General features: G+C 45.2%; 19 protein-coding genes. 10 read left to right on the top strand and 9 right to left on the bottom strand.

Annotated features, from left to right (window positions below; genetic code table 11):
- Positions 1-39: 39 nt before the first annotated feature.
- A complete protein-coding gene (locus tag DOM22_RS17240) occupies positions 40-1,290 on the bottom strand; it encodes a radical SAM/SPASM domain-containing protein (RefSeq protein WP_246845725.1) in 1,251 nt (416 codons plus the stop codon).
- Positions 1,291-1,655: 365 nt separating this feature from the next.
- On the opposite strand from DOM22_RS17240, the gene DOM22_RS17235 reads away from it, so the two are divergent.
- A complete protein-coding gene (locus tag DOM22_RS17235) occupies positions 1,656-2,636 on the top strand; it encodes an MBL fold metallo-hydrolase (RefSeq protein ID WP_142702290.1) in 981 nt (326 codons plus the stop codon).
- A 59-nt stretch (positions 2,637-2,695) separates the two neighbouring features.
- On the opposite strand, the gene DOM22_RS17230 is transcribed toward DOM22_RS17235, so the two are convergent.
- The gene (locus tag DOM22_RS17230; RefSeq protein ID WP_246845724.1) at positions 2,696-4,957 is read right to left on the bottom strand and encodes a transglycosylase domain-containing protein; all 2,262 of its coding nucleotides are present in this window, start codon (positions 4,955-4,957) and stop codon (positions 2,696-2,698) included.
- Between the two features lie 111 nt (positions 4,958-5,068).
- On the opposite strand from DOM22_RS17230, the gene DOM22_RS17225 reads away from it, so the two are divergent.
- The 4 genes from DOM22_RS17225 to DOM22_RS17210 all read left to right on the top strand — a co-directional run bounded on the left by DOM22_RS17225 (position 5,069) and on the right by DOM22_RS17210 (position 8,355).
- Positions 5,069-5,716 carry a co-chaperone GroES gene (locus DOM22_RS17225; RefSeq protein WP_142701558.1) on the top strand — a complete coding sequence of 216 codons (648 nt, stop codon included), beginning with the start codon at positions 5,069-5,071 and terminating at the stop codon, positions 5,714-5,716.
- A gap of 10 nt (positions 5,717-5,726) precedes the next feature.
- Positions 5,727-7,154 carry a hypothetical protein gene (locus DOM22_RS17220; protein WP_142701557.1) on the top strand — a complete coding sequence of 476 codons (1,428 nt, stop codon included), beginning with the start codon at positions 5,727-5,729 and terminating at the stop codon, positions 7,152-7,154.
- A 133-nt stretch (positions 7,155-7,287) separates the two neighbouring features.
- Positions 7,288-7,977, top strand: a complete 690-nt coding sequence (locus tag DOM22_RS17215) for a hypothetical protein (RefSeq protein ID WP_142701556.1) — start codon at positions 7,288-7,290, stop codon at positions 7,975-7,977.
- Between the two features lie 9 nt (positions 7,978-7,986).
- Entirely contained in the window at positions 7,987-8,355 is a 369-nt protein-coding gene (locus DOM22_RS17210) for a hypothetical protein (protein WP_142701555.1), read from the top strand.
- On the opposite strand, the gene DOM22_RS17205 is transcribed toward DOM22_RS17210, so the two are convergent.
- From DOM22_RS17205 to DOM22_RS17195, 3 genes are all read right to left on the bottom strand, one after another.
- Positions 8,356-9,336 (bottom strand): hypothetical protein, encoded by a 981-nt coding sequence (locus DOM22_RS17205; RefSeq protein WP_142701554.1) that lies wholly within the window; start codon positions 9,334-9,336, stop codon positions 8,356-8,358.
- Complete coding sequence (locus tag DOM22_RS17200; protein ID WP_142701553.1) at positions 9,333-10,328, bottom strand: hypothetical protein; 996 nt, start codon at positions 10,326-10,328, stop codon at positions 9,333-9,335. Before DOM22_RS17200 ends, DOM22_RS17205 begins: the two co-directional genes overlap by 4 nt.
- Before the next feature lie 82 nt (positions 10,329-10,410).
- Positions 10,411-11,910: a hypothetical protein gene (locus DOM22_RS17195; RefSeq protein ID WP_142701552.1), complete on the bottom strand. Its 1,500-nt coding sequence runs from the start codon at positions 11,908-11,910 to the stop codon at positions 10,411-10,413.
- 314 nt (positions 11,911-12,224) lie between these two features.
- Here DOM22_RS17195 and DOM22_RS17190 point away from each other — a divergent pair, with 314 nt between their 5' ends.
- On the top strand, positions 12,225-13,412 hold the full coding sequence (locus DOM22_RS17190; protein ID WP_142701551.1) for a KamA family radical SAM protein: 1,188 nt from the start codon (positions 12,225-12,227) through the stop codon (positions 13,410-13,412).
- Positions 13,413-13,462: 50 nt separating this feature from the next.
- On the opposite strand, the gene DOM22_RS17185 is transcribed toward DOM22_RS17190, so the two are convergent.
- From DOM22_RS17185 to DOM22_RS17175, 3 genes are all read right to left on the bottom strand, one after another.
- On the bottom strand, positions 13,463-13,924 hold the full coding sequence (locus DOM22_RS17185) for a hypothetical protein (protein ID WP_142701550.1): 462 nt from the start codon (positions 13,922-13,924) through the stop codon (positions 13,463-13,465).
- Positions 13,925-14,072: 148 nt separating this feature from the next.
- Positions 14,073-14,639 carry a hypothetical protein gene (locus DOM22_RS17180; RefSeq protein ID WP_142701549.1) on the bottom strand — a complete coding sequence of 189 codons (567 nt, stop codon included), beginning with the start codon at positions 14,637-14,639 and terminating at the stop codon, positions 14,073-14,075.
- Positions 14,640-14,708: 69 nt separating this feature from the next.
- Positions 14,709-17,009 carry an ATP-dependent helicase gene (locus DOM22_RS17175; protein ID WP_142701548.1) on the bottom strand — a complete coding sequence of 767 codons (2,301 nt, stop codon included), beginning with the start codon at positions 17,007-17,009 and terminating at the stop codon, positions 14,709-14,711.
- A gap of 196 nt (positions 17,010-17,205) precedes the next feature.
- Between DOM22_RS17175 and DOM22_RS17170 the strand changes: the two genes are divergently transcribed.
- The 3 genes from DOM22_RS17170 to DOM22_RS17160 are packed head-to-tail and all read left to right on the top strand — an operon-like array spanning position 17,206 to position 20,094.
- The gene (locus DOM22_RS17170) at positions 17,206-18,555 is read left to right on the top strand and encodes a hypothetical protein (RefSeq protein WP_142701547.1); all 1,350 of its coding nucleotides are present in this window, start codon (positions 17,206-17,208) and stop codon (positions 18,553-18,555) included.
- The gene (locus tag DOM22_RS17165) at positions 18,552-19,217 is read left to right on the top strand and encodes a hypothetical protein (RefSeq protein ID WP_142701546.1); all 666 of its coding nucleotides are present in this window, start codon (positions 18,552-18,554) and stop codon (positions 19,215-19,217) included. The genes DOM22_RS17170 and DOM22_RS17165 overlap by 4 nt, the downstream gene beginning before the upstream one ends.
- A gap of 37 nt (positions 19,218-19,254) precedes the next feature.
- On the top strand, positions 19,255-20,094 hold the full coding sequence (locus DOM22_RS17160; protein ID WP_142701545.1) for an SAM-dependent methyltransferase: 840 nt from the start codon (positions 19,255-19,257) through the stop codon (positions 20,092-20,094).
- Between the two features lie 116 nt (positions 20,095-20,210).
- Here DOM22_RS17160 and DOM22_RS17155 read toward each other — a convergent pair whose 3' ends face one another.
- Positions 20,211-21,020 (bottom strand): SPOR domain-containing protein, encoded by an 810-nt coding sequence (locus DOM22_RS17155; protein ID WP_246845723.1) that lies wholly within the window; start codon positions 21,018-21,020, stop codon positions 20,211-20,213.
- Between the two features lie 134 nt (positions 21,021-21,154).
- Between DOM22_RS17155 and DOM22_RS17150 the strand changes: the two genes are divergently transcribed.
- On the top strand, positions 21,155-21,994 hold the full coding sequence (locus DOM22_RS17150; RefSeq protein ID WP_142701543.1) for an inositol monophosphatase family protein: 840 nt from the start codon (positions 21,155-21,157) through the stop codon (positions 21,992-21,994).
- Position 21,995: the final 1 nt, after the last annotated feature.

Below are 21,995 nucleotides of genomic sequence, written 5' to 3'. Positions count from 1 at the left end.
CCGCGAGGCTTTACTTTCTTGATGTGTGTCGTAGTTTTTTTAGTGTTTTCCATAGTCACTGTCCTCTTGAATATCAGTCTGACGACTTTTTTTAAAGTATAAAATGGCTGTTCCGACCAAGCTGCGCGTTCTTTCGCAGAATTGACCGTTTTTCTGATGTTTTGAACCCGTAGCTTCCTTGTGAACATACATACAGCCGCCGCCGCAAAGGAATCTGGCCCAGCAGCTTTGGCAGTTGTTTTGTTCAATCAGGGGACTTGAGTATTCTTCTAGTGCGCCCTCGAAAACCTCTGTGCCTTGACCCACTTTCATGGCGTCGTTGCCAACGTCCCAAGGGCAGGTAAAGAGGTTGTTGCGGGCATCTACGACCAGAAAGGATTTCCCGGCGCCACAGAAGTTTTCAGTACGACGTTGTTCATCCAACGCCGAGAAAATGCGATTAAAAAAGCTGATCTTACGAAGTGCAGTCTCGCCACCTTCAGCGTAAGCCATCGCTGCGATCAAGCGCATCTCGCGTGTGAAAGTATCACTGGCTTCCTGATTCAAATCAGAAACGCTGTAAGTGAATTCGTAAGCATCCGCTGGGAATTGGCGATAAAACTCATAAGCTTCTGCCACGTGCATGTTTTCAGCTGTAAAGACACCATGCAAAGTGATGGAACCAAAATTTTCTTTGCGAGCAAAAAGTTTTTTAAGTCCCTCAACGACAACAGCCGTGCTGCCTTGACCGTTTTTCATAGGGCGAGCGGCATCGTTATACTTAGCTTCGCCATCAATGCTCACCGAGATATTGCATTTGATTTCTTCAAGCAAAGCGATGTTTTCATCCGTCAGCAAAGTCCCATTCGTCACAATAGAAAACTGCGCGCGAATGTTTCTTCCAGCCGTCATCAATTTCACATAATTTGCGATAGCACGAATGCCATCTGGATATAGCAGGGGTTCGCCGCCGATAAAGCCGATACGGAAAGTTCCTGAATCAGCAACCTTCTCCAGGAAGTATTTTAGCTGTGGCAAAGTTTTTTCAACTGAGATTTTAGTTTGAGCGGCACCGTATGTGCCGTCGCCACCAGCTGCGCAGTATGTGCATTTCAAATTGCAAATTTGCGTAACGTTGATGGTCAGCGCGCGGATTTCTTTACCCGGAACTGTCGTTGTTGTTTGTGGATTGATTTCGTTGTTCCAGTCAGTCAACACGGACCGAAGGGAGTCGTTGGAGGCTTGGGTCATCTCCCCCCAAAGCTCTTCGGAGATGTCTGCCACCTCTAGATTTCGCGCATGAAAAGCCACTGGGGTTTCCCCCGGCGCACGAAAAGCAATGATGTCATTTTGTCTCCGAATTTCCATACTGCAGAAGTAAGCAATAGGCGTACCAATTTAAGGCCCCGGAGTTATAAAATTATTTAAGTAATTTCAGTCACTTACGATGCATCTTTTGGCTGCGACGTATAATGGGTGGGTGCAAAAGGAACCGCCATTCGAGTAATCCTTACTCGAGGGGGCGTGGTGACACCGTTAGAGCGGTTGCGATATTTAAGTCGAACTTCTGTTATTGCCGGAATTTATTCCAATTTTGTGAGGGTCACCTACCTAGGTCGGTCCCAGGACAAAATATTAATTTGTTTCGTGTTTATTCTGAGGCATCCTTAGAAGGTATGTCATTCTCCATAAAATTTTGGGGCGTTCGTGGCTCTTTGCCATCGTCTCCACCACCATCAGTTTGGGCACAGCACATTGAGGGAGTTCTTCAGAACTTTTTCACTGCCGGTCATCGCAGTGCCGATCAGGTCTCCATGTACATTCGGGGGATGGAAGAGCCTGTTGTAGGTGGTTACGGATCAGCAACTACCTGTGTGGAGCTGAACTATGGCAATGATCAAATTATCATTGATGGTGGTAGTGGCATTCGTTCGATCAGCGAAAGAATTCTTAAAGGCACAGCGAATCGCAAAAAAGGTCCTTATCATATCTTCATGACTCATTTTCACTGGGATCATGTGATCGGTTTGCCATTCTTTGTTCCGCATTTTATTCCTGGCGAAGAAATTCACTATTATGCTGTGCAACCGGAACTGGAATCTTTGATTCGTGGTTTGTTTAAAAAGCCTTACTTCCCGGTACCGTTTGAAGCCTTGCAGGCGAAAATTCATTTCCATGTTTTAGAGCCACGCAAAATGATTCAAGTCGGCGAATTCAAAGTGACACCTTATCAGCTCGACCATCCAGATCCTTGTTGGGGTTTCAAAGTTCAAGCGAATGGTAAATCTTATGCGCATTGTGTGGATACAGAAGGCACGCGCGTGACTCAAGAAGAGTTGGGTGCGGATTTGCCTTTGTATCAGAATATCGATTTGATGTATTTCGATGCGCAGTACACGTTGCCGGAGTTGGCAGAAAAAGCTAACTGGGGGCACAGTGCCGCCCAAGTGGGATTGGAAATTGCTTTCCGTGAGGGCATCAAGCGAGTTCTATTTGCACATCATGACCCGGGCGCTCGCACGGATCATGTTTTGGAATTGCGTCGTCAAACTCGGGAATACTATGAAGCTGTGGCTCGCGCGTCGGCCGCGAACAATGAGATCCTTCCGAATGTCTCTTGGGATTTCGCCCACGAAGGCCTGGAAGTCGTTTTATAGGTAACAGTTCCCTTTTAGGAATGCGCTGCATTCCTAAAAGGGAACTGTTACCTAGGAGCCTATGGCTCCGTCCCTTTTCTGAAAATCAATTCAACTGAAGTCGGATCGAATGGAGCTTGAACAGCGTTCAAGGCCTTTAGTGTTTCTTCATCCAAAGTCACTTTCACGGTGCCTTCTGGCCAAGCGAAGTCGTCAGCGGGATAACGGCTGCCAATTTTTTTCATAAAGTCTGTCCACACCGGAACGCCACCACTTGAACCCGTCAATTTGTGTTGTAGGTTGTTGTCGTATCCCACCCAAACAATCGTCGTCAGATAAGGTGTGAAACCGCTGAACCAGGCGTCTTTATTGTCATTAGTGGTTCCGGTTTTTCCTGCCGCAGGATTCGTAAATCCATTCAAAGGAATCGCGCGAGCAGAACCCGATACGATCACTTGTTTCATCATGCTGATAAGGCTTGCGACCGTGGCAGGATCCTCCACTTGCCTTTCATGCGGATCGAAAGTGTAAACTTCGTTGCCTTCCGCATTTACAGCTTTGCGAACAAAGGAAATATCGCGACGAAGTCCCATGTTGGCGATCGTCATATAGCTTTGTAAAACTTCGCGGGGATACATTTCAAAAGCTCCCAGAGTCAGTGACGGGAAAGCTTTTAGTTCGGAGTCGATTCCGAATTTATGAGCGATATCGACGATGTTGCCAAGGCCCACTTGCATGCCAAGATTGGCGGTTGCCGCATTCATCGAGTTTTTCAAAGCATAGAACATTGGAACTTGGCCGTAATATTTTTTGCCGTAATTTTCCGGCGCCCACGTTTGTCCTTCGTACTTAATCTGCTGCTTTTCATCATTGAGCAGCGTGATCGGGGAGTAAGGTTTTCCCTCCGGAGTTTCATTCATCAACGCCGTCAAATAAACGAACGGCTTCATTGTCGAACCAACTTGACGATGTCCATCGATCGCGCGATTGAACTGAGTCATGCGATAATTGCGACCACCCACAACAACATTTACTAGGCCGCTGCGGTTGTCTCCGACTAGAACAATGCCTTCCAGGCTGTTGCCCTTTTCTTTCAGGCCTTTGATGTGTTTGTTGGTTTTTTCAAGGCCATCCAGATGATTGCGCAAAGATTCCTGAGCCGCTTGTTGGGCTTCCAGATCCAGAGCTGTGTAGATACGCAGTCCCTCAACTGGAATTTTTAACGAGTCCAATTGTTTGCGAACGGCATCCAGATAGTACGGAGCTGTTTCAGTTGCCAGAGTGATCGGAGCACTTGGCAAAGGCATGTGATCTGCGGCTGTCATTTGGGCTTCGGTGATAAAATCCAAGCCTTTCATTTTATCCAAAACCAAGTGGCGACGGCGTTCTGCATTCGCAGGCTTTTTGAACGGATTGTAAAGGCCCGGGCTGTTCACAATGGCAGCTAACAAAGAACACTCTGACAGATCTAAATCAGAAACCTCTTTGTTGAAGTAGTAACGAGCCGCTGCTCCGTAACCCCGCACCTGGAACGAACCATTTTGGCCCATATAGATGACATTCAGGTAAGTCTCTAGAATTTCGTCTTTGTTAAAGCGAGACTCTAGCAAGATCGACATGATGAATTCGTTGTACTTTCTTTTGAAAGTTCTTTCGCTGGTCAGGAAATAGTTTTTCACCAACTGTTGCGTGATGGTGCTGCCACCTTCTTTGCGACCGGTTGTGATATTTTTGACCACGGCACGCATGATGCCTTTGATGCTGACTCCGCCGTGTTCCAGAAACTGCGCGTCTTCGATTGCCATGATGGCGTTTGAACAAGTGGGAGGTACTTCACCCAATGTCACGGTTTTTTGCATTAAAGGTTCGTTACCGATGTACTGTGCCAAAAGCGGGGCTTCGCCGTAAGCAGTTTGAGACTCCTGGAAAGGCGCTCCCAGTAAGATTTTCGAGATAGTCCCATCATTTTGAAAGACCAAAACCTGCATGCTGGAATCAACTTTGTCGGTTGCGACATCTTTGTTCACCCAGGCAAAGCAAGCGACCTGATTTTCATCCAAAGGCAATTGCAGGCGAGCGCTGCACTGCTCTCTGTCTGCCAGAAAGTAATCGCCCTGCAACAAACGCTGATCATAGTCCCGACGACGGAAGTTTTGATTCTTAAATAGGCCTTCCACAGTGTTGGCGTCGGCGCTGTTGCGCACACTGAAAACTCGCGGCCCTGCGTAGTACTCCGTAGGTACAATGAAGCGCTTGGACTCAAGCTTTTGTGACATCTCTTTTTCGAGAGAAAAATAGGAATAGACACCAATCCCAAGGCCCACGATGATTGCAAGCGTCACGAGGATTGTAAAACGAATTAAAATGGTCTTTAATCTTGGTCGCAACATGCACATAAGAGTAGTACGAAATATAGACACTGTAGAAGTGTTTTTTCGTGAAAGGGATAAGTTGTGGCTAAGAAGAAATCTTCTGCTAAGAAAGCCGTAAAAAAGACCGCAAAAAAGGTCGTTAAAAAAGTCGCAAAACAAGTTTCTAAAAAATCACCTGCAAAAAAGTCTGCAGGCAAGGTCGCAAAAAAAGCTCCAGTAAAAAAAGCCGCAGCGAAAGCAGCTCCGAAAGCCGCTAAAAAAACGGTAGCCAAGAAAACAGCACCTAAAAAAGCAGTTTTTAAGAAATCCGCTCCGTCTTCTGTGAAAAAATCATCCGCAGTGAAAACGCAAGCGTCTGTTGCGAAGACCAAAGCGCCAGCTATGGCTCATTTGGTGAAGCCAGCAGCGAAAAAGTTGGTGGACCTCAGTGATTTTGTCACGCCACTGGATGATCGTTTGATTGTGCAAACTTCTGGTTCGGATCGTATGTCGGCAAGCGGTTTACTGTACATTCCAGACACCGTGGCTGATGTTTCCGGCAATCTGCATGGCACAGTGGTTTCTGTGGGCCGTGGTCATGTGAACAAAAAAGGTCACTTGACGCCTATGGAGTTGAAAGTCGGGGACAAAGTTGTGTTCTCGCAATACTCCGGTTCAAAAATTAAATTAAAAAATGAAGACCTCGTCATCCTTCGCGAAACTGAAGTGATGGGCGTGGTAGAAAAGTAAAGGAATACAAATGTTGAAAGCACATTTTCTAAAAGTATTGGGTCTTTCCATTGCTTTGTCGTCAACGGCGGCTCACGCAATGTCTTTGGACTGGTCAGGTGGATACCGTGCGGAATGGACAGAGGTTGATAAACCTTCTTTAACATCTCCGACTGAGCGTAAAGCATATGGTTTGAATTACCTGTATCTAACTCCAAAAATCATCGCAGCGGACGGTGTAAACATCATTTCTCGCGTGGATATCTTTAACAGCAGTATCTATCCAGGTTCTCAATTGGGAACTATCTGGGGGATGAACACTTCTGACAACCAAACGACTTCTGGTAATCAAGGTCCGGCATCTGTGACTGCAAGCCAGTTATACTTGAACGTGAACCAAGAGTTCGGTTCGTTGATGGTGGGTCGTGTGCCATTCGATTTCGGTATGGGCATGATGTACTCTGCGGGTAAAGGTCAGTTTGATCACTGGTATAACACTCGTGATATGGCCGCTTACAAAATCATCGTGGGCGACTGGTTCTTGATGCCGATGATGGGCCGTATTGTTGCTAATGACTTCGGTCAAGGTAACAACCAAACTTTCTGGGGTGCTCAACTTCAATACGAAAACATTGAAGCGAAATCTGTGATCGGCGTTTACGTTGAACAGAAAAAAGGTGCACGCACGACTTTGAACTACACAGCTGATCAATTGGCTGCGTACACAGGTGGCGGTACTGGAACTGTGGGTGGTGACATGAGCATCAACACAACTAGCTTCATCTTGGGTCGCGCTTGGGACTCTTTCGGTTATAAAATCGAAGGTGCTTTCCAATCTGGCGAAACAGGGATCAAAAACGGTTCCGAAAACGTAGCGTTGGACGGGTACGGATTGGCTGCGGAATTCTATTTCCCGGCAAGAGAATCTAAATGGGACTGGTCTTTCAAAACGGGTATGGCAACTGGCGATACAGCGGCAACGAACTTCAGCGGATTCGCATTCAATAAAAACTATGATGTTGCGATGTTGATGTTCAATCACCGTTTGGGTGGTGCTGACTTCTTTAACACGAACGCAGTGAAACCGACTTATATTCCGACGGGACAAGCATCGAATGTTTTGGATAATGGTAACTCGGCAGACGATGAAAGTGTTGGAAACGCTTTCTACTTGGCTCCTTCAGTGAATTACACAATCAACGAGCGTTTCTCTCTTCGCAACACCGTGGTTTATGCACAATTGATGAACACGCTTCAAAATTCTGTTGATGCGAAAAAAGATTTAGGCCTAGAATGGGATATCGAGCTAGTTTACAAACCAATTGAACGTGTTCAATGGGTGAATCAGCTTGGTCTACTTTTCCCTGGTGAAGCTTGGAAGAACGGTACAGGCGCCGGTGGGAATAAGGGTAATGACTTTACATTTGGATTCGTTTCTAAAGCCGCCATCAGCTTTTGATAACAACTTGATAGCAACTTGTACGACAGCTTGATGACATAATTTTACATCTTGTTTGGTGGTGAGCAGGCCCCGGGGGGAAACCCCCGGGGATTTTTTTTGCCTTTTTCTCAGTTCGTCCTATGATGTTTCGATGAAAGCCGTCCTTTGCCTCTCTTTCTTTTTAATTCTTAGTGCCTGTGCGCAGAAAGCTCCACGGCCTATGGATCTTCCTAAGTACAATCGTTTGATCAATGTTCCTTTGACGGCAAAATATTGGATGGTGGCGTTTGATGGTGGCGGTGAGGTTAAGTTTAACGTCGACGGCACGGGTGATTTGGTTTTTTATCCCCAAACGGCTAAGACCTCTCTGCAAACGTTTGCCAGCCTTTTGTTGCTAAAGAACACGATGAATTCCCCCGTAAATAACTATGTTGTGAAAATGGAAGTCACAACCATTCGTCAATTGCGTTCCTCAACTCCCAACGATTGGGAAGTTTTTTGGTTCATCAGCAACTACCGCAAAGATCCGCATCTGATTAAAACTGCGAATTACTTTATTCAGAAACCTAATTCCGGAGTGGAGCTGGGAAGATTCTTTGAAGACAAGGGACAGAAGTTTTTAATGACATCCGAGCAATCAAAACAAGAGGTCGGCGCGAGAGTGACGTACTATTTTGCCAAGCAGGGCCAACGTTTCCGTGTTTTTCGTGACGGGGTTCAGATTATGGACTACCACGGTAGCCAGATGCCTGAAGCGTTGTACGATCAGGCGGGGGCTTTGGGTCTTTATTCTGAAGACGCCGAAGTTCGAGTTCACTCGTTTGCATTTCAAGTCTTGTAAGGAGTTTGTATGAAAAAGTTCTTCGCGATGTTTGTGACTTTGATGATGTCAGCTTCAGCTTTTGCAGGTAATTGGAAATTGGTAGCGACTGAAAATATCTTCCCCAATGCACCACAAATGAAAATTTATCCCGTGAATTCCAAAGAAGTTTATTCGCAAATCCTGGTTCGAGTAAATCGTGGCACTGTGCGCATTCAAAATCCAATGATCTGGCTTAAAAACAAAGGCCAAGTTTCCGCATTCACAATTCAAGGTGATTACCGCGGCCCTCGCGATGCCAGCGCAAACTTCCTGGCAGATTCCGTACGCGACATCCGCATGAACGTGATCAATCTCGATCGCAACATCCCAGCCCAAATCCAAATCTATCTTCGTTAATCAAGGAAAAACACGACTTGGAGTTGTCAAAGCTAAGTCTGTTCTTTGAATAGCTGTTCGAGAAAGTTGTCGGTAGGTCATTAATTGAGAGTCAATGTTATTCAAAAACTTTTCTTTTTGCTTGTCGTCTTCAATTTTCGATAAATCGTGATCCAATTGGCTATAGTAATTATTCGAGATTCTTGTTATTTCTTCTAGGCAGTGGCCAGCTTCCGGTAGTTCAGATCCATATTTTCGATTTATGTAGCCAATTAAATCAATTTCACCGAAGGATGATCTTGGAATAAATTTTCCAAGATCAGATTTGTATTCATGGTTATTAAATAAACTTGTGAGAAGAAGAAAGTTTTTTGTCTCGTAGACGTTGGACGCAAACTGTGCTGCTACTCCTTTGTCCATCCATTCCGATTTATACTTTGAATTGGCAAGATTGCATTCTTCAGAATTCTGGAAGTAGTAGTTAAAATTATCGAAGTTTGGATTTATATTTATTGCGGCCATTCTAAGGCGAACTTCTTGAGTAAGGTCAAATAATGCAATACATGGAATTCTATTTTTCTTGAGAAATGTACTGATACTTTTCTCTTCTACTTTTTGCAAATCATCAAGCAGTTGTGCATTAATTGTGGTTACCATGCCGAAAGTATTTGAGGCAAATGCTGGATTGAGCAGGTAGTTACGATGTTTTCCTGCGTCGATATATATAGAGAATCTTTTTGTGACGTATGAGATTAGCTTAGTTTCACCACGAATTAATGCGCTACTAACGATCTCACTTTCGAGCGAAGTATTCAAAATTGATTCTGACGGAATCGATTCCAAATACTTAATGGCAGCTTCAGCCGGATCCTCTTGTATAGTACGGATGGCTTCTTTGCTCAATGCTCGATTCATTTCGGATAAAATTTTGCCATCTGAGTATGAATTCTTTTTGAATGAACAACCCGCCATAACTAAAATAAAAAAGATGAAGTACTTCATAGTATATCCTCGTCATCTTCTAATAGTACCGGATTAATTTTTTGAATTATAGATTCCTCAATTAAAGAATATTGGTTTGGTGAACGAAAGTATTCACCTAAGTTTGCCATCGGAGTATACTTTTCCTCGCTTGAAACCAGCGCAAATGCTGCTTCGTTGTTTGTTCTTTTCTTCTGGAGTTCCGCTAAAATAGGATCGATTTTGTTGGGATAATATTTTCTTAATATATTCAATACCACTTCTGGATGGACACCAATTTCCCAAGAAGATGATTTAGAGATGGATTTGACATTAATTAGATCATATTTGAACGATTCAGGTATGGTGTTCAAAATTTTTAGATAGTCTGGCCCGGAGATGTTGTCCTTAACTAAGAAATTCTTTGTGGCTGATTCAAAGATGTATTTTACGTTTTTCCTAATTGTCGTTTGTTCACAGTTCTTCACTTCACTTAAGAATAGAGATATGTTCGCGTGGCCTTCACTGCTATTCAAAAGTTGTACTAACGTTTGATCACAAGGCAAAAGATACTGATTAACTTGTCGGATTAAGTATTGAATTTTGTCAGGGCGCGAATAGGAAAATTCTTTTGCGAGGTAAGATGTCGAACCTTTGGCAATGTGTGCTTCAATGGAAATTCCGATTACATTTGAGTCTTCGAAGGAACTATAAAAGCTTTTTCCATTAGAATTCGGGTAATATGGAGATGCCCCCGCATTTAACAAAATGCTTGCGACCTCTGTGCTTCCACGATCGACTGATACTTGCAGTAATGAGCGTCCATCTTTGGATGCATATGTTAAATCATATGGAGTATATTTCTTTAGTTCTTCAATCAGGTCATCAATGCTTCCGCGTTTTACAATGCTGAAAATATCTTCTGGTGGCGGACTGGTGATTTGTTGAGTTTTTACTTTGTTGCTATCTTTTGAAAAGGAGCATCCTATCAAAAAAGAAAGCATTACCATTGAAGCAATGATGTTTTTTTTCATGTGATCTCCTTTCTTCTCTTGGTAGGAAACGGGCCCGTCATGGACCCGTTGGAGGATTCTGTTATTGTGGTTTCTCGTCAGATTATTGGCGAGGAACTACCTGGATGCCGTTACCAACTGTTGCTGGTACGCCACCTGTTCTGAAAGTTCCCATATTCACAACACCTGCTTGAGTTTGCGGTACTGCGAATTGCTGTTGCGGAGCGAACTGCTGTGGCTGACCGACAAACTGTTGTTGTGGTTGTTGGTTCACAAACTGAACTTGTTGTTGCGGCTGAGCGAACATTTGCTGTTGTCCTGGCACTGCTGCTGCGCCATTGTTCGTTGGAACTTGGATCGGCATCAAATTCGTTTGAGTGAATTGTGTGTTCGGTACGATCACACCTGTTGTGTTGATTTGAGTTGGAGTTACACCACCGCGGTTATTTACTGTACCTACGCGAGTGTATACGCCGTCACCAATTTGGAAAGTTTCAGAAGAGCCTAGGCGGCCGTTGCTGTAGTCTACCCAAACTTGGTTCAACTGACCTTGAAGAGCTGAAGACAATTTATTTGCTTGAGACATTCCATCAGACACATAAAGTGCTTGAGAAATCATTTTTTGCAAATCGTTATCGATAGTTCTTGAAGAGTTCATTCTCCAGTTAGATTCATTCAACAACTCTGTTTTCTCGATACCTTCACTGTTTTGTGCACGAGCGTTCAAGTTGGAGATAAATTTCAATTCAGATGCTTTTACTGCAGCTGTTGATTTAACCAATGCTGATTGAAGTGCTGCATGGTCTTCCGGGATGCTTGCGATGATATCTTCCATTGGTTTAAGGATAGACAAAGTTGTCTCAGCTGGTTCTTCTCCGCCGTTCAAAGCATATTCGTACTGAGCTTTTCTGTTTTTCAAAACCAAGTCTGCCTGAAGTGGAAGAACTTTGCGTTGGATAAATGACTTAACTGCTGCATCTTCGATTTCTTCAGATTCAGTCTTTTCCATGAGTCTAGAAAGACCGTTAGACAGGCACTCTAGTTGCTTCATGCCTTTTTTCTTCGCCTTACAAGTTTCCGCAAGGGAAGCTAGAGATGAGGAGAATGCTGAAGATTCTTCTTCTGTATCCATTTCCTCTTCTTCTTCCTTAGGCGCTCTTTTAGTTTCTTTAACGGCTTGTTCTTCCTTAACGCCTCTTACGGAACGTTTGCGAGCTTCGCCGCGTGATGCGGATGCCGCAACTACTTTTGGTTCTACCGCTGAAAGCGCTTTCATTAGATTCATATTAAGGACGTCTACGCGTGTTGCGAATGGTTTATCTAGAACCATTTTTTCCATACAAGTATCGCAGTTTACTTCGGCGCCGGATTCGGTCAGGATTTTACGATATTCAACGAGGGTTTGGTTATCATTGAATTTAGAGTATTTGGCTTCATAGACACCGTCTTCGCGAGTGATCTCGTCGATCTTCACGTCTTCAGTGGATGCCATCTCTGTTAATGAGAAACCTCTCACAGATTTTGGTGGTGAGATATTAAATCCAAGCACGGCTAATAGAACACCGGTCATGGCCCATTTCTTTTGTGTATCGTTGAATTTCATAAAGTCCTCCTAGTTAATGGGTCTTCCAGACCCTTTTTCCTACTAGAAGGTAAAGCGAAGTGCGCGCCAACTTAGGGTCCCTGAGCTGGCACACATAACCTCGCGAATATCTTGCCTATTCTCATGTTGAGATCGGTGTCCTATAAAAACTCACATGTCGAACTTCTAGAGTTTCACTATGAGAATTGAAAATAACCACTAAAAATCAATAAGTTAGGCCCACAGAGGGGGCGGGTGCGGAAAAGCCGCCAAAATGCCACTTTGTGGCGCTTCCGCTTGCGCATAGACGTAAATTCATCGATAACACCCTCTCAATGAAGCTGCATTTTCCCCCTTCCCGTAAACCTGCTGATATCGCTGAATCCGATTGGAACAATTGGACTTGGCAGCTTCGTCATTCGTTAAAGACCAAAGCTGATTTTGAAAAGGCATTTGAACTGACTGAGAACGAACGTGCTGCTTTCAGTGAGGGTGCGGAGCTTTTTAATATCCGTACGACGCCCTATTATGCGAGCCTTGCAGGTGGTGAGGGCGAATCAATTCGCCAGATTTTGATGCCACAAAAGTTTGAAATCGAAGAAGGTTTGCAGCAGATGTTGGATCCTTTGGGGGAGCGTAAAAACAATCCCGCTCCACGCGTGATTCATCGCTATTCAGATCGCGTGCTGTTTTTGATCACCGATATTTGCAGTGTTTATTGCCGCTTCTGCACGCGTAAGCACTTCACCGGTCAGGAACAAGCTTTCATCCGCAATGAAGAATACGAAAAAGCGATTAGCTATATCAAATCTCATCCTGGTATTCGCGAAGTGATCTTGTCAGGCGGAGATCCATTGACGGTGAGTGACGGTCAGTTGGATCGAGTGCTGGGTGACTTGCGTGCGATTGAGCATGTGGAAATCATCCGTATCGGTTCACGTATGCCAGTGGTGTGCCCGATGCGTATCACCGATGATCTGGTTAAAATTTTGAAAAAGCACAAGCCCGTGTTTTTGATGTCGCACTTTAATCATCCCAACGAATTAACCGCGGAAGCCGCTGCTGGTCTGGAAAAGCTGGTGGATAACGGGGTACCAGTTATGAATCAGATGGTGTTGCTTAACGGCGTAAACAATCATCCAGCTTTGGTGCAAGCGTTGAATCGTCGCCTGTTGTTCTTGCGAGTAAAACCGTATTACATGTTCCAATGCGATCCTTCGCAAGGAACCGATCACCTGCGCACTTCGATTGAAGACTCTTTAGAAATTCAAAAAGAGTTGTGGGGGCATCTATCAGGTTTGGCGATGCCAAATCTCTCGGTCGATATTCCTGATGGTGGTGGCAAAACTTATCTTGTTCCAAATTTTGAAACGTCTCGTGAAGGCAACGTTCGCAACTATACAGGTTGGGACGGGGTGAACGCACAATACGTAAGCCCGACAGCAGATAAAATAAAAAAGCCCCAGCTGTATCACTATCTTGACGAGTGGAATCAATTAAAGTCTGCAAAGGCTCCGAGGTAACAGTTCCCTTTTCGGAATGCGGCGCATTCCGAAAAGGGAACTGTTACCCGTTAAGGGCGGTAATCCAGTTCTAGAATGCCGTAGTCGTTTTCTACACCGACTGAGAAACTGAAGTACTCCACATCAGGTTTGCCATTGAATTGCAGCCATTGAGACATGGAATCAAACTTGCGTGGTTCGGAGTTGCGATCTGTGACCCAGTACAAAACTTGAAATGCTTTTTTCTCGAGTTTTGGGTGATTGTATTCTTGGACTAAGAAATGCACGCGGAATTCGCGCAGCATTTTGGTTCCCTTGCCACACCAAACATCCCAGTCCCATGCATCGGGGCGGTCATAGACGTGCGAGCAGTTCAAAATGATTTCACCGTCGTTACTCATCCAGCGAAATTTCACATTGTCTTCAGTGACGCCTTTAGGACCGATAAGTTTAAAACCTGGACGGGGAGCTGCGAAAGATGCTGCAGAAACCAAAAGACTTAGAACCACGATGAAATACTTGAATGTTGTCATACTAAAAGCGTAGCAACTTGAAAGACAAAATCAAAAGCTTCCTGACTCCGAGTAGGACTCCAGGCTAGGAGTTGATCAAAACCGGACCCACAAATAAAAAAAGGCCCTGGTTGCCCAGAGCCTTTCGTATTCAAACTTTAAGAAACTGTTAGTTCCAGAAAAGAGAGAAGTTTAGGAATGCGATACTGATTCCCATATCCAAGTCACCGTGTTTTTCAAGGCGAACTTCTGGAGTGTAAGTGATGCTGTTAAAGATTTGGAAGCGTTTACCACCACCGATAAAGAAACCAAGTTGTGATTTGTAGCTTGTGCCATCAAGAACAGGGTACAAGCCCACGCCTGCTTTAGCGTACATAGAAGTTTTGATATCAGATTGGAAGTTGTAAGCGCCGATACCTACAAGAGTGATCAAAGTTTCGCTGCTGCCAGTTCCAGAGAATTGTTTAGAAAGAAGTTGAAGACCGCCTTCGCCGCCCACTTGCCAGCCGTCAGTCAAATAACGAAGGTAAGAGACGTTAACAGTTAGGTCGCTGCCGCTGTCGCAATCTTTACATCTTTCGCCAGAGAAGAAGTAACCTGTTGTAAGATTAGTCGTTACTTCGTTCAACGGTTGAGAGCTGTAAGAAGTAAATGAAGTTGATGAGTAATCTTTCGCAGATGCTACAGAGCAAACTGCAGAAGCGATCAATGCTGCGGCTACAAATAGTTTTTTCATGATGAGACTCCTTTAATAGTTCAACAAAAATGATTGTTGTTTATCAAAAAGGAGTCAACCGGATTTCTATTAAACTCTTTCAAGACGCGCGTATTTAACCACGAACTTTTTAACGGTATTGTCCGTGAACATAACGCTGACCTTCAAATTATCCCCAGCACCTTCTGTGGAGTACACCGTGCCGACTCCAAATGTTGGATGGCGGACGCGCATGCCTTTAGAGTAAGAACTCTTGCTGGATGAGCCCATCTCATCGTAATCCGGGAAGTCTTGAGTATCAAAGTCATCGCCACCAGAGCGAGGTTTGTTGCGATCGCTGGAACCCGAGGAAGACCACGCACTTGGGAAGTACTCGTCAGAATTACTACCACTTGTGCCATATCTAGAAACAAAACGAGGTGCATCGGCCGCTGCGGATTTAAAGTTCACAAACTGCGTCGGGATTTCTTTGATGAAACGCGATGGTGGATTGAACTGTTCCTGACCCCATACACGGCGCATCTTTGCATAAGTCAGCCACAATTTTTGACGGGCGCGAGTCATGCCGACATAGGCGAGGCGGCGCTCTTCTTCAACATCCTCTTCGGATTCCGATTCAGCACTGCGTGAACTTGGGAAAAGGTTTTCCTCTAAGCCCACCACGAACACATACGGGAACTCCAAACCTTTGGAGATATGAAGCGTCATCATGGTTACTGAGTTTTGTTCCTGATCCAAGGAGTCAACGTCATTCACCAAAGCCATTTCTTCCAGGAAGCTGGTCAAAGTGGATTCCTCGCCACGTTCTTTCGCGAATTGCGCGATGGCATTGTCGAGTTCTTCTAAGTTTTCGATACGGGCTTGGGCTTCCGGAGACTCGTCTTTTTTCAAAGCCATCAGGTATTCAGAGCGATCCAATACGATGTGATAGAAATCAGTCAGCTTAAACGCATTTGCATTCGCCGTAAGCTCTGTCATCAAATCCAGGAATCTGCGAACTTTTCCAGAAGTGCCGGCGTTGAACAGGCGTTCATTCACTGCTTTTTCCGCGGCTTCCATCAAAGTCATATTTTTTTGGAAAGCCAGCTCCTCGATTTTTTCGACAGTCGTTTTACCGATACCACGGGCAGGAACATTGATAATACGCTTGAACGCAATATCGTCCGCTGGGTTGATGGAAAGTTTCAGATAGCAAATGATATCTTTGATCTCCATGCGTTCATAGAAGCGCACGCCGCCGATCAAGCGGTAAGGAATACCAAAGGTGCGCAGTTGTTCCTCAAGCACGCGAGACTGCGCATTGGTGCGGTAAAACACCGCGTAGTCATTGTAAGAGCCTTCGCCTTCGTTGATCATCGTCTGAATCGTTTTCGCGACGAATTTAGCTTCATCGTATTCGTTACGCTCTTCGCGCACATTGATCAGATCACCTTCCGTATTGGAAGTGAAAAGAGTTTTGTCTTTACGTTGCGAGTTGTTTTTGATCACGGCGGTCGCCGCATTCACGATATTCGCAGAGGAACGATAGTTTTCCTCAAGCTTAACAACTTTCGCTTCTGGGAAGTCTTTTTCGAAATCCAAAATGTTTTTGATGTCCGCCCCACGCCACGAATAGATCGATTGATCTTCATCGCCGACCACGCACAAGTTGCGGTGAGCTTTCGCCAGCATTTGCACCAAAAGATATTGGATGTGATTCGTATCCTGATACTCATCCACCATGATGAAACGGAATTTTTGCTGATACTGAGCGAGGATGTCTGGATACATGCGGAAAAGTTCGTAGGTCTTCATCAGAAGATCATCGAAATCCATGCTGTTCGCTTTTTTCATTTCGTTTTCGTAGGCTTTGTACACCTCGACCGTTTTTTGATCCATCAGGCGTTTGTTGCCTTTTTCAAATTGGTCGGGAGTCAGGCCTAACATCTTGGCGCTGCTGATACGGCCTTGAAAGTTTTTAGCGGGATAAATTTTGTCGTTGATGTTCAAAGCCGTCATAACTTTTTTGATCTGCGCAAGCGAATCAGAAGAGTCATAGATTCCAAAGAACGGTTTATAATCCAAAAGAGTTACGTGCTGGCGTAAAACGCGCACGCAGAAACTATGGAAAGTGGAAATCCAAAGCTGGCTGTGAACGGGAACTTGAAGGTCCGTCAGAAGCTTGTAAATACGATGTTCCATCTCTTTGGCGGCCTTATTTGTAAAGGTCACCATCAGGATTTCTTCGGGACTTGCGGCACCGTTTCCGATCATATTGGCCATGCGATGAGTAAGAACGCGGGTTTTACCGGAACCTGCTCCTGCCAGAATCAGAATCGGCCCTTCCAGGGTCTCAACCGCTTCCTTCTGTGCCGGATTCAAATTTTTCGTAACAAATTCCAATACATCCACAGATCGCTCCTCGTTTTCCCGCGGGCCTGCCCGCCGAAGCTTAAGCGAAGGCGGGTGTCGAAGTTTTAGTGGGACTGACAAAGTTTGTCTATCCCTAAGTTATCATTGAGTTTTTTGTGAACTTCCGCTAAAACTATAACGCATTTGGTCGAAGACCAGCCGGGGCACCTTTTTTATAGTGCCTGGAGAGGACTTTGTGAAGCGCGTTCTTCCTAAAATCACTGCTGTCGTTTTATTGGCTATGGCTGTCACAGCATGCTCTGGCCAAGAGGAAACGTCCCAAGTTTCGGGCTCGGTCGAAGTTCTATCTCCCGTGAATGATAGCAAAAGTGGTTACACGCTGAAATTCATCGAGCTTTCAGGCTTGGATAACTTGCGTGAGGTTTCCGGACGTTTCGTTCGTTTCTTTATCAGTCCGCGTATTTTGGACAATCGTTTAAATGGCCCTTCTCCTCAAGGCCGCTTCATTAAAAATTCCGAAGGCAAATTCATTCCTGCCAACGAGCAAAGTCAGCAGCTGGTGGCGATCTATTCTCACATGCAAAATCTAGCAAAACTGGATGAAGAAGTGGGTGCAGGCGGAGTGAATCACTGGCCGCGTGATATCGGCGTGGCGGTTCGTGAATCCAGTGGTCTTACGAACAATGCTCTTTACGACGGAACGACGGATTCTATTTTGATCGTACCGTATACAAAAGAAAATCTTCCTATCGCTGTGAATGGCGGGATCTTGGCTCATGAGCATTTTCACTCGTTGTTTTTCAAACTTGTGATGAAGGGTTTTGACGATCCAAGTGATAACAACCAAACAGACACGGGCTCGATCCATGATCGCAATGGCTTTATGAAAGCAGCTGGTATCGTAGAGGAAACTTCAGATGCGGCGGTAAATCCTCGCGTTGATGAGGGTGGACTTAAAAAAGGTCACGGTCGCGCTGTGGTGATCTCGGAAAAACTGGTGAAGCGTTATTACAACCGTTACTTCCACCGTGCTTTAAATGAAGGTTTGGCGGATGTGTGGGGTTGGGTTTATACCGGCGACCCTGATTTTATCGCGTCGTCTTTGCCGGCGTTTAAGGGACTTCGCACGCTGAATGTCGCAGACTATGAAGTGGTAAGTTTGGTGAAGGCAGAGCGCTTCCGTGATTTCTCGGCCGCGTATGTAAACTACAGAGACCGCTCGCAATATGAAGATGATATGCGCGATAAATCTTACCGCCTGGGTACGCAGTATTCTCGCTTGTTAAAGCTTTTCACAGAGACAGCTGCGGATGCACGTAACGTCGATCATCAAGAGATGCGTAAGGAAGTTGCGAAATGGATCGTGGCTGCATTGCCGGTGTATCGTCAGGATTTCATAGACACTGATTCTCAAGGTTACTATCCGCCGACACGTTTTCTGTCTGTGCTCGCAAGCGTGATTCCAGACTTGAATAAAAAGGAATGTGAATTCCTGGCAGAGGTTGTGAATTCGACTGAAGAGAACACGGATAAGACGTGTGTGGCTTCTGCGAAACGCTATGACCTGACAGAGGCTAAGAAATGAAATTAGTTTTAGTTCTGTTGTCTTATTTGATCGGCTTGAATGCGTTTGCGCAAACGGCGGCGAGTTCTGCATCTGCAACGGCTTCTCCGCAGGCACCTTCTGCGGCTTCTCCGCAGGAGACCCGCATGAAACGTCCTGTACTGGTTCCAACGTTGAATCAGTTGCAGCTTTATCCACTGGCGATGGATATTCGCTATGAAAAAGACTCTGCTGAAAATTATATCGAGCAAAAACCACAGAATTTAAGTTTTGCCTATCGCACGAACGCCTGGTCTGTTTTGTTTGAATATTCCAAGTTCACCGAAGAAAGTGGAAATCCCACGTTGAATATCAAGCGCGATCACGAGGAAATGTTGTTGTGGGGACGCTGGCATTTGTGGCGTCTGCAGAAAAAATCCATTCGCGTTTCTGTTTACGGTGGTGGCAGTCTGGGAACTTACAAAGAAGACGTAACGACGACTTTGTCTGGTACGAGTCAGAAGGACACGACCGGTGGAAAGTTTTTAAGTGGTCTGGCAGCCGGAGCTGATATTTCCTATGATTTTACAAAGTATTTCGGTGTCATCGCCGCAGCGGAAGGCCGCGGTTTGATGGGACAAGAGCTTGATCCGAATCCCACGTTCGGTGGAGTTATTCGTACTGGAATTTACTACGCATGGTAGTGTACTTTTCGATCAAAATTAGATAGAAGCGATTTTTATGAAAAAGCCCCTAGAAGAAATGCGCGACGGTCAGTCGATTGAGTTACTTAAAGAACTTCACATTCTGACCCGCGATGGAAAAATCAATCAAGACAGTCGCCGAAAATTAAAGCAGGTTTATCACCTGTATAATTTCATCGAGCCATTGTTGAAAGACCTTCAAGCATCGGGCGATGATGTTACATTGGTTGATCATGGTGCTGGCAAGTCGTACCTTGGTTTTATTATCTATGATTTATTCTTTAAAAACCTGGCCAGCAAAGGTCATGTGTACGGCATTGAAACGCGTGATGAGCTTGTTAAAAAATCCGTCGAACTCCAAGGAAAGTTAGATTTTCCCAACATGTCCTTCCTGCCTTTGTTGGTGGCGGAGGCAACTGAATCGAAACTTTTGCCTGAAAAAATCGGTCTGGTCACCGCCCTGCACGCTTGCGATACGGCGACCGATGACGCCATTGATTTTGCTTTGAAAAAACAAGCAAAGCACATCGTATTAGTTCCCTGCTGTCAGGCCGAAATGGCCAAAGTCCTTCGCCAAAATAAAGCTAAACAACTTGCAAGTCCTCTTACTGAAATTTGGCGTCATCCCATTCATACCCGGGAATTCGGGAGTCATCTAACGAATGTTTTGCGCAGTCTTCGATTGGAAGCCCATGGTTATCAAGTCACCGTGACGGAGCTTGTCGGGTTCGAACACTCCATGAAAAATGAATTGATCATTGCCACCAAAAAGGAAGGCCCTCGCCAGCGTGCAGCAGATCGTTTAAATTGGATTCTGGATGAGCTTAATTTAAAAGAGATGACAGAGCGCTTTTCAACAGGCACTCCCGCTAAGTAAATTGAGAAAAACCACTCTAAAAAACAAAAAACCCTATCTTCGAAAAGATAGGGTTTTTTTTGCGAGTTTTGAAAAGGTGCACTCCGATGTTACCGGAGTTGACCGAGTAAGGAAGATTACTCAGTAATTTTTTGAACGATCGCAGAAGAAACTTTTGCTTTGCTAATCAGTTCAGTTCTGTAAGAAGCAGCTTCTTTGGAAGTTGCGAATTGACCTACGCTAACACGGAACCAAGTTTTACCTTTGATATTCGCTGGTACGTAGAAAGCGCTGTAACCTTTAGTTTTCAAATCAGAAGCAAATTTTTGTGCTTCAGCTTCATCAGCGTAAGAAGCAACTTGCACTGTGAATTTACCAACAGTGTATTGCGCTACATTTTGTGGCAATGAAGAAGGAATGCGTGATTCAGCAGTTGTTGGTTTAGCAGCAGGAGCGGTACGAGTTTGTGGACCTTTGCCCGCTGCTAAATCTTTTGCTACAGAAGAAGGTTCTGCTTTTTCACCGTGACCTGCCGCTGCTACTGGAGCACCGTGAGCTGCTGGAGCTTCAACGTGTTTTGCAGTTTCAGCTTTAGCTGGAGCACCGTGTGCTGGAGCGGCTTCGCCATGGCCCGCAGCAGGAGTCGCTTCGCCGTGACCGGCTGCTGCTTCACCGTGACCTGCAGCCACTGGTTTTTCGTCAGCTACGAACTCTTCAGCAAGTTTCGCGATCTCTTCATCAGTCATCGCGCCCGATTTAGACTCAGTTGCAGTTGCGCCGTGCTCAGAAGCTACTTCACGAGTTGCAGTTTTAGTCGGCTCAAGTTGTGAAATCGTGTGTTGGTTGTCACTAAAGTTCTTACCGGCGAACAAGCCCACCGAAAAAGAAAGAAGAGAGATGAACAAAACTATCACTAGTTTTACAACCGTATCTGATTTCGCTGCCATTTTTTGAATCCTCATAATGTTAAAACCCGCGTAAATGCTTAAGTTTAGGGCCCTTCCTTTGGCCTTACATCCATGGTAGCTTTAAGTCCTGGAACCGGTCAATAACCTGACGGTCCTGACTTGTGAGGTACATCGTGGAAAGCAGCGTAAAATCAACAGATTGGAAGCAGGTCTTAGGTACGGCCATCAAGGCTGTGAGCCTTGGCAGAGAAGTCCTTCTCAATTATTTCGGTAACTTAGAGCATATCGAACAAAAATTCCAGGCTGGACTTGTGTCTGAGGCCGACAAAGAATCAGAACGAGTCATCTCGGATTACCTTAAGAAAAATTTTCCTGACATAGAGTTTCTTGGAGAGGAATCTTATGCCGCTGGGGCGAAAGTCCAGTGGGAAACCGCAGGGGCGCGCGGGCGTTGGATTCTGGATCCATTGGATGGAACAACGAATTACATTCATCGCTTTCCAATTTTTTGTATCAGCTTGGGTTTGGAAATCAACGGACAGATTCAGCTAGCAGTAATTGATGTGCCGATGCTCAATGAGACCTATACAGCGATTCGCGGTGAAGGCGCTTTTGTGAATGGTCGCAAGCTTTCCATTACTAAAAATGAAAAACTTGAAGACGCTTTGTTGGCAACGGGTTTCGTTGCAGAACACGAGCACGTCATTTCTGAGCAATTAAAAATATTCACCGATGTTGTTCGTAAAGCGCGCGGTGTGCGTCGCCCAGGTGCTGCCGCGTATGATTTAGCGCAAGTTGCACGTGGAGTCTTTGATGGATATTGGGAGCGCAATATTCAACCCTGGGATGCGGCTGCCGGAATTCTGTTAGTGGAAGAAGCGGGTGGGATTGTTGAAACTTACCGCGGAGAAAAATATAATCCGTATAAGAATTCAATCATCGCCGGACCCGCTGCGATCGTAAAACAACTGCAAAGCGTCTTGGCTCCGCATGTCAGCCCTGAAACCCATTAAG

Origin of the sequence: Bdellovibrio sp. ZAP7 (genome assembly GCF_006874645.1) — a bacterium.
Taxonomy (GTDB): Bacteria; Bdellovibrionota; Bdellovibrionia; order Bdellovibrionales; family Bdellovibrionaceae; genus Bdellovibrio.
Note: the sequence above shows the minus strand (reverse complement) of the source record. Positions and strands in the feature narration are given on the sequence as shown.

Excerpts from the sequence above, each read along its gene's own strand:
- DOM22_RS17235 (WP_142702290.1), top strand. The coding sequence starts at position 1,656 with ATGTCATTCTCCATAAAATTTTGGGGCGTTCGTGGCTCTTTGCCATCG.
- DOM22_RS17220 (WP_142701557.1), top strand. The coding sequence starts at position 5,727 with ATGTTGAAAGCACATTTTCTAAAAGTATTGGGTCTTTCCATTGCTTTG.
- DOM22_RS17215 (WP_142701556.1), top strand. The coding sequence starts at position 7,288 with ATGAAAGCCGTCCTTTGCCTCTCTTTCTTTTTAATTCTTAGTGCCTGT.
- DOM22_RS17210 (WP_142701555.1), top strand. The coding sequence starts at position 7,987 with ATGAAAAAGTTCTTCGCGATGTTTGTGACTTTGATGATGTCAGCTTCA.
- DOM22_RS17205 (WP_142701554.1), bottom strand. The coding sequence starts at position 9,336 with ATGAAGTACTTCATCTTTTTTATTTTAGTTATGGCGGGTTGTTCATTC.
- DOM22_RS17200 (WP_142701553.1), bottom strand. The coding sequence starts at position 10,328 with ATGAAAAAAAACATCATTGCTTCAATGGTAATGCTTTCTTTTTTGATA.
- DOM22_RS17195 (WP_142701552.1), bottom strand. The coding sequence starts at position 11,910 with ATGAAATTCAACGATACACAAAAGAAATGGGCCATGACCGGTGTTCTA.
- DOM22_RS17190 (WP_142701551.1), top strand. The coding sequence starts at position 12,225 with ATGAAGCTGCATTTTCCCCCTTCCCGTAAACCTGCTGATATCGCTGAA.
- DOM22_RS17185 (WP_142701550.1), bottom strand. The coding sequence starts at position 13,924 with ATGACAACATTCAAGTATTTCATCGTGGTTCTAAGTCTTTTGGTTTCT.
- DOM22_RS17180 (WP_142701549.1), bottom strand. The coding sequence starts at position 14,639 with ATGAAAAAACTATTTGTAGCCGCAGCATTGATCGCTTCTGCAGTTTGC.
- DOM22_RS17165 (WP_142701546.1), top strand. The coding sequence starts at position 18,552 with ATGAAATTAGTTTTAGTTCTGTTGTCTTATTTGATCGGCTTGAATGCG.
- DOM22_RS17160 (WP_142701545.1), top strand. The coding sequence starts at position 19,255 with ATGAAAAAGCCCCTAGAAGAAATGCGCGACGGTCAGTCGATTGAGTTA.
- DOM22_RS17155 (WP_246845723.1), bottom strand. The coding sequence starts at position 21,020 with ATGGCAGCGAAATCAGATACGGTTGTAAAACTAGTGATAGTTTTGTTC.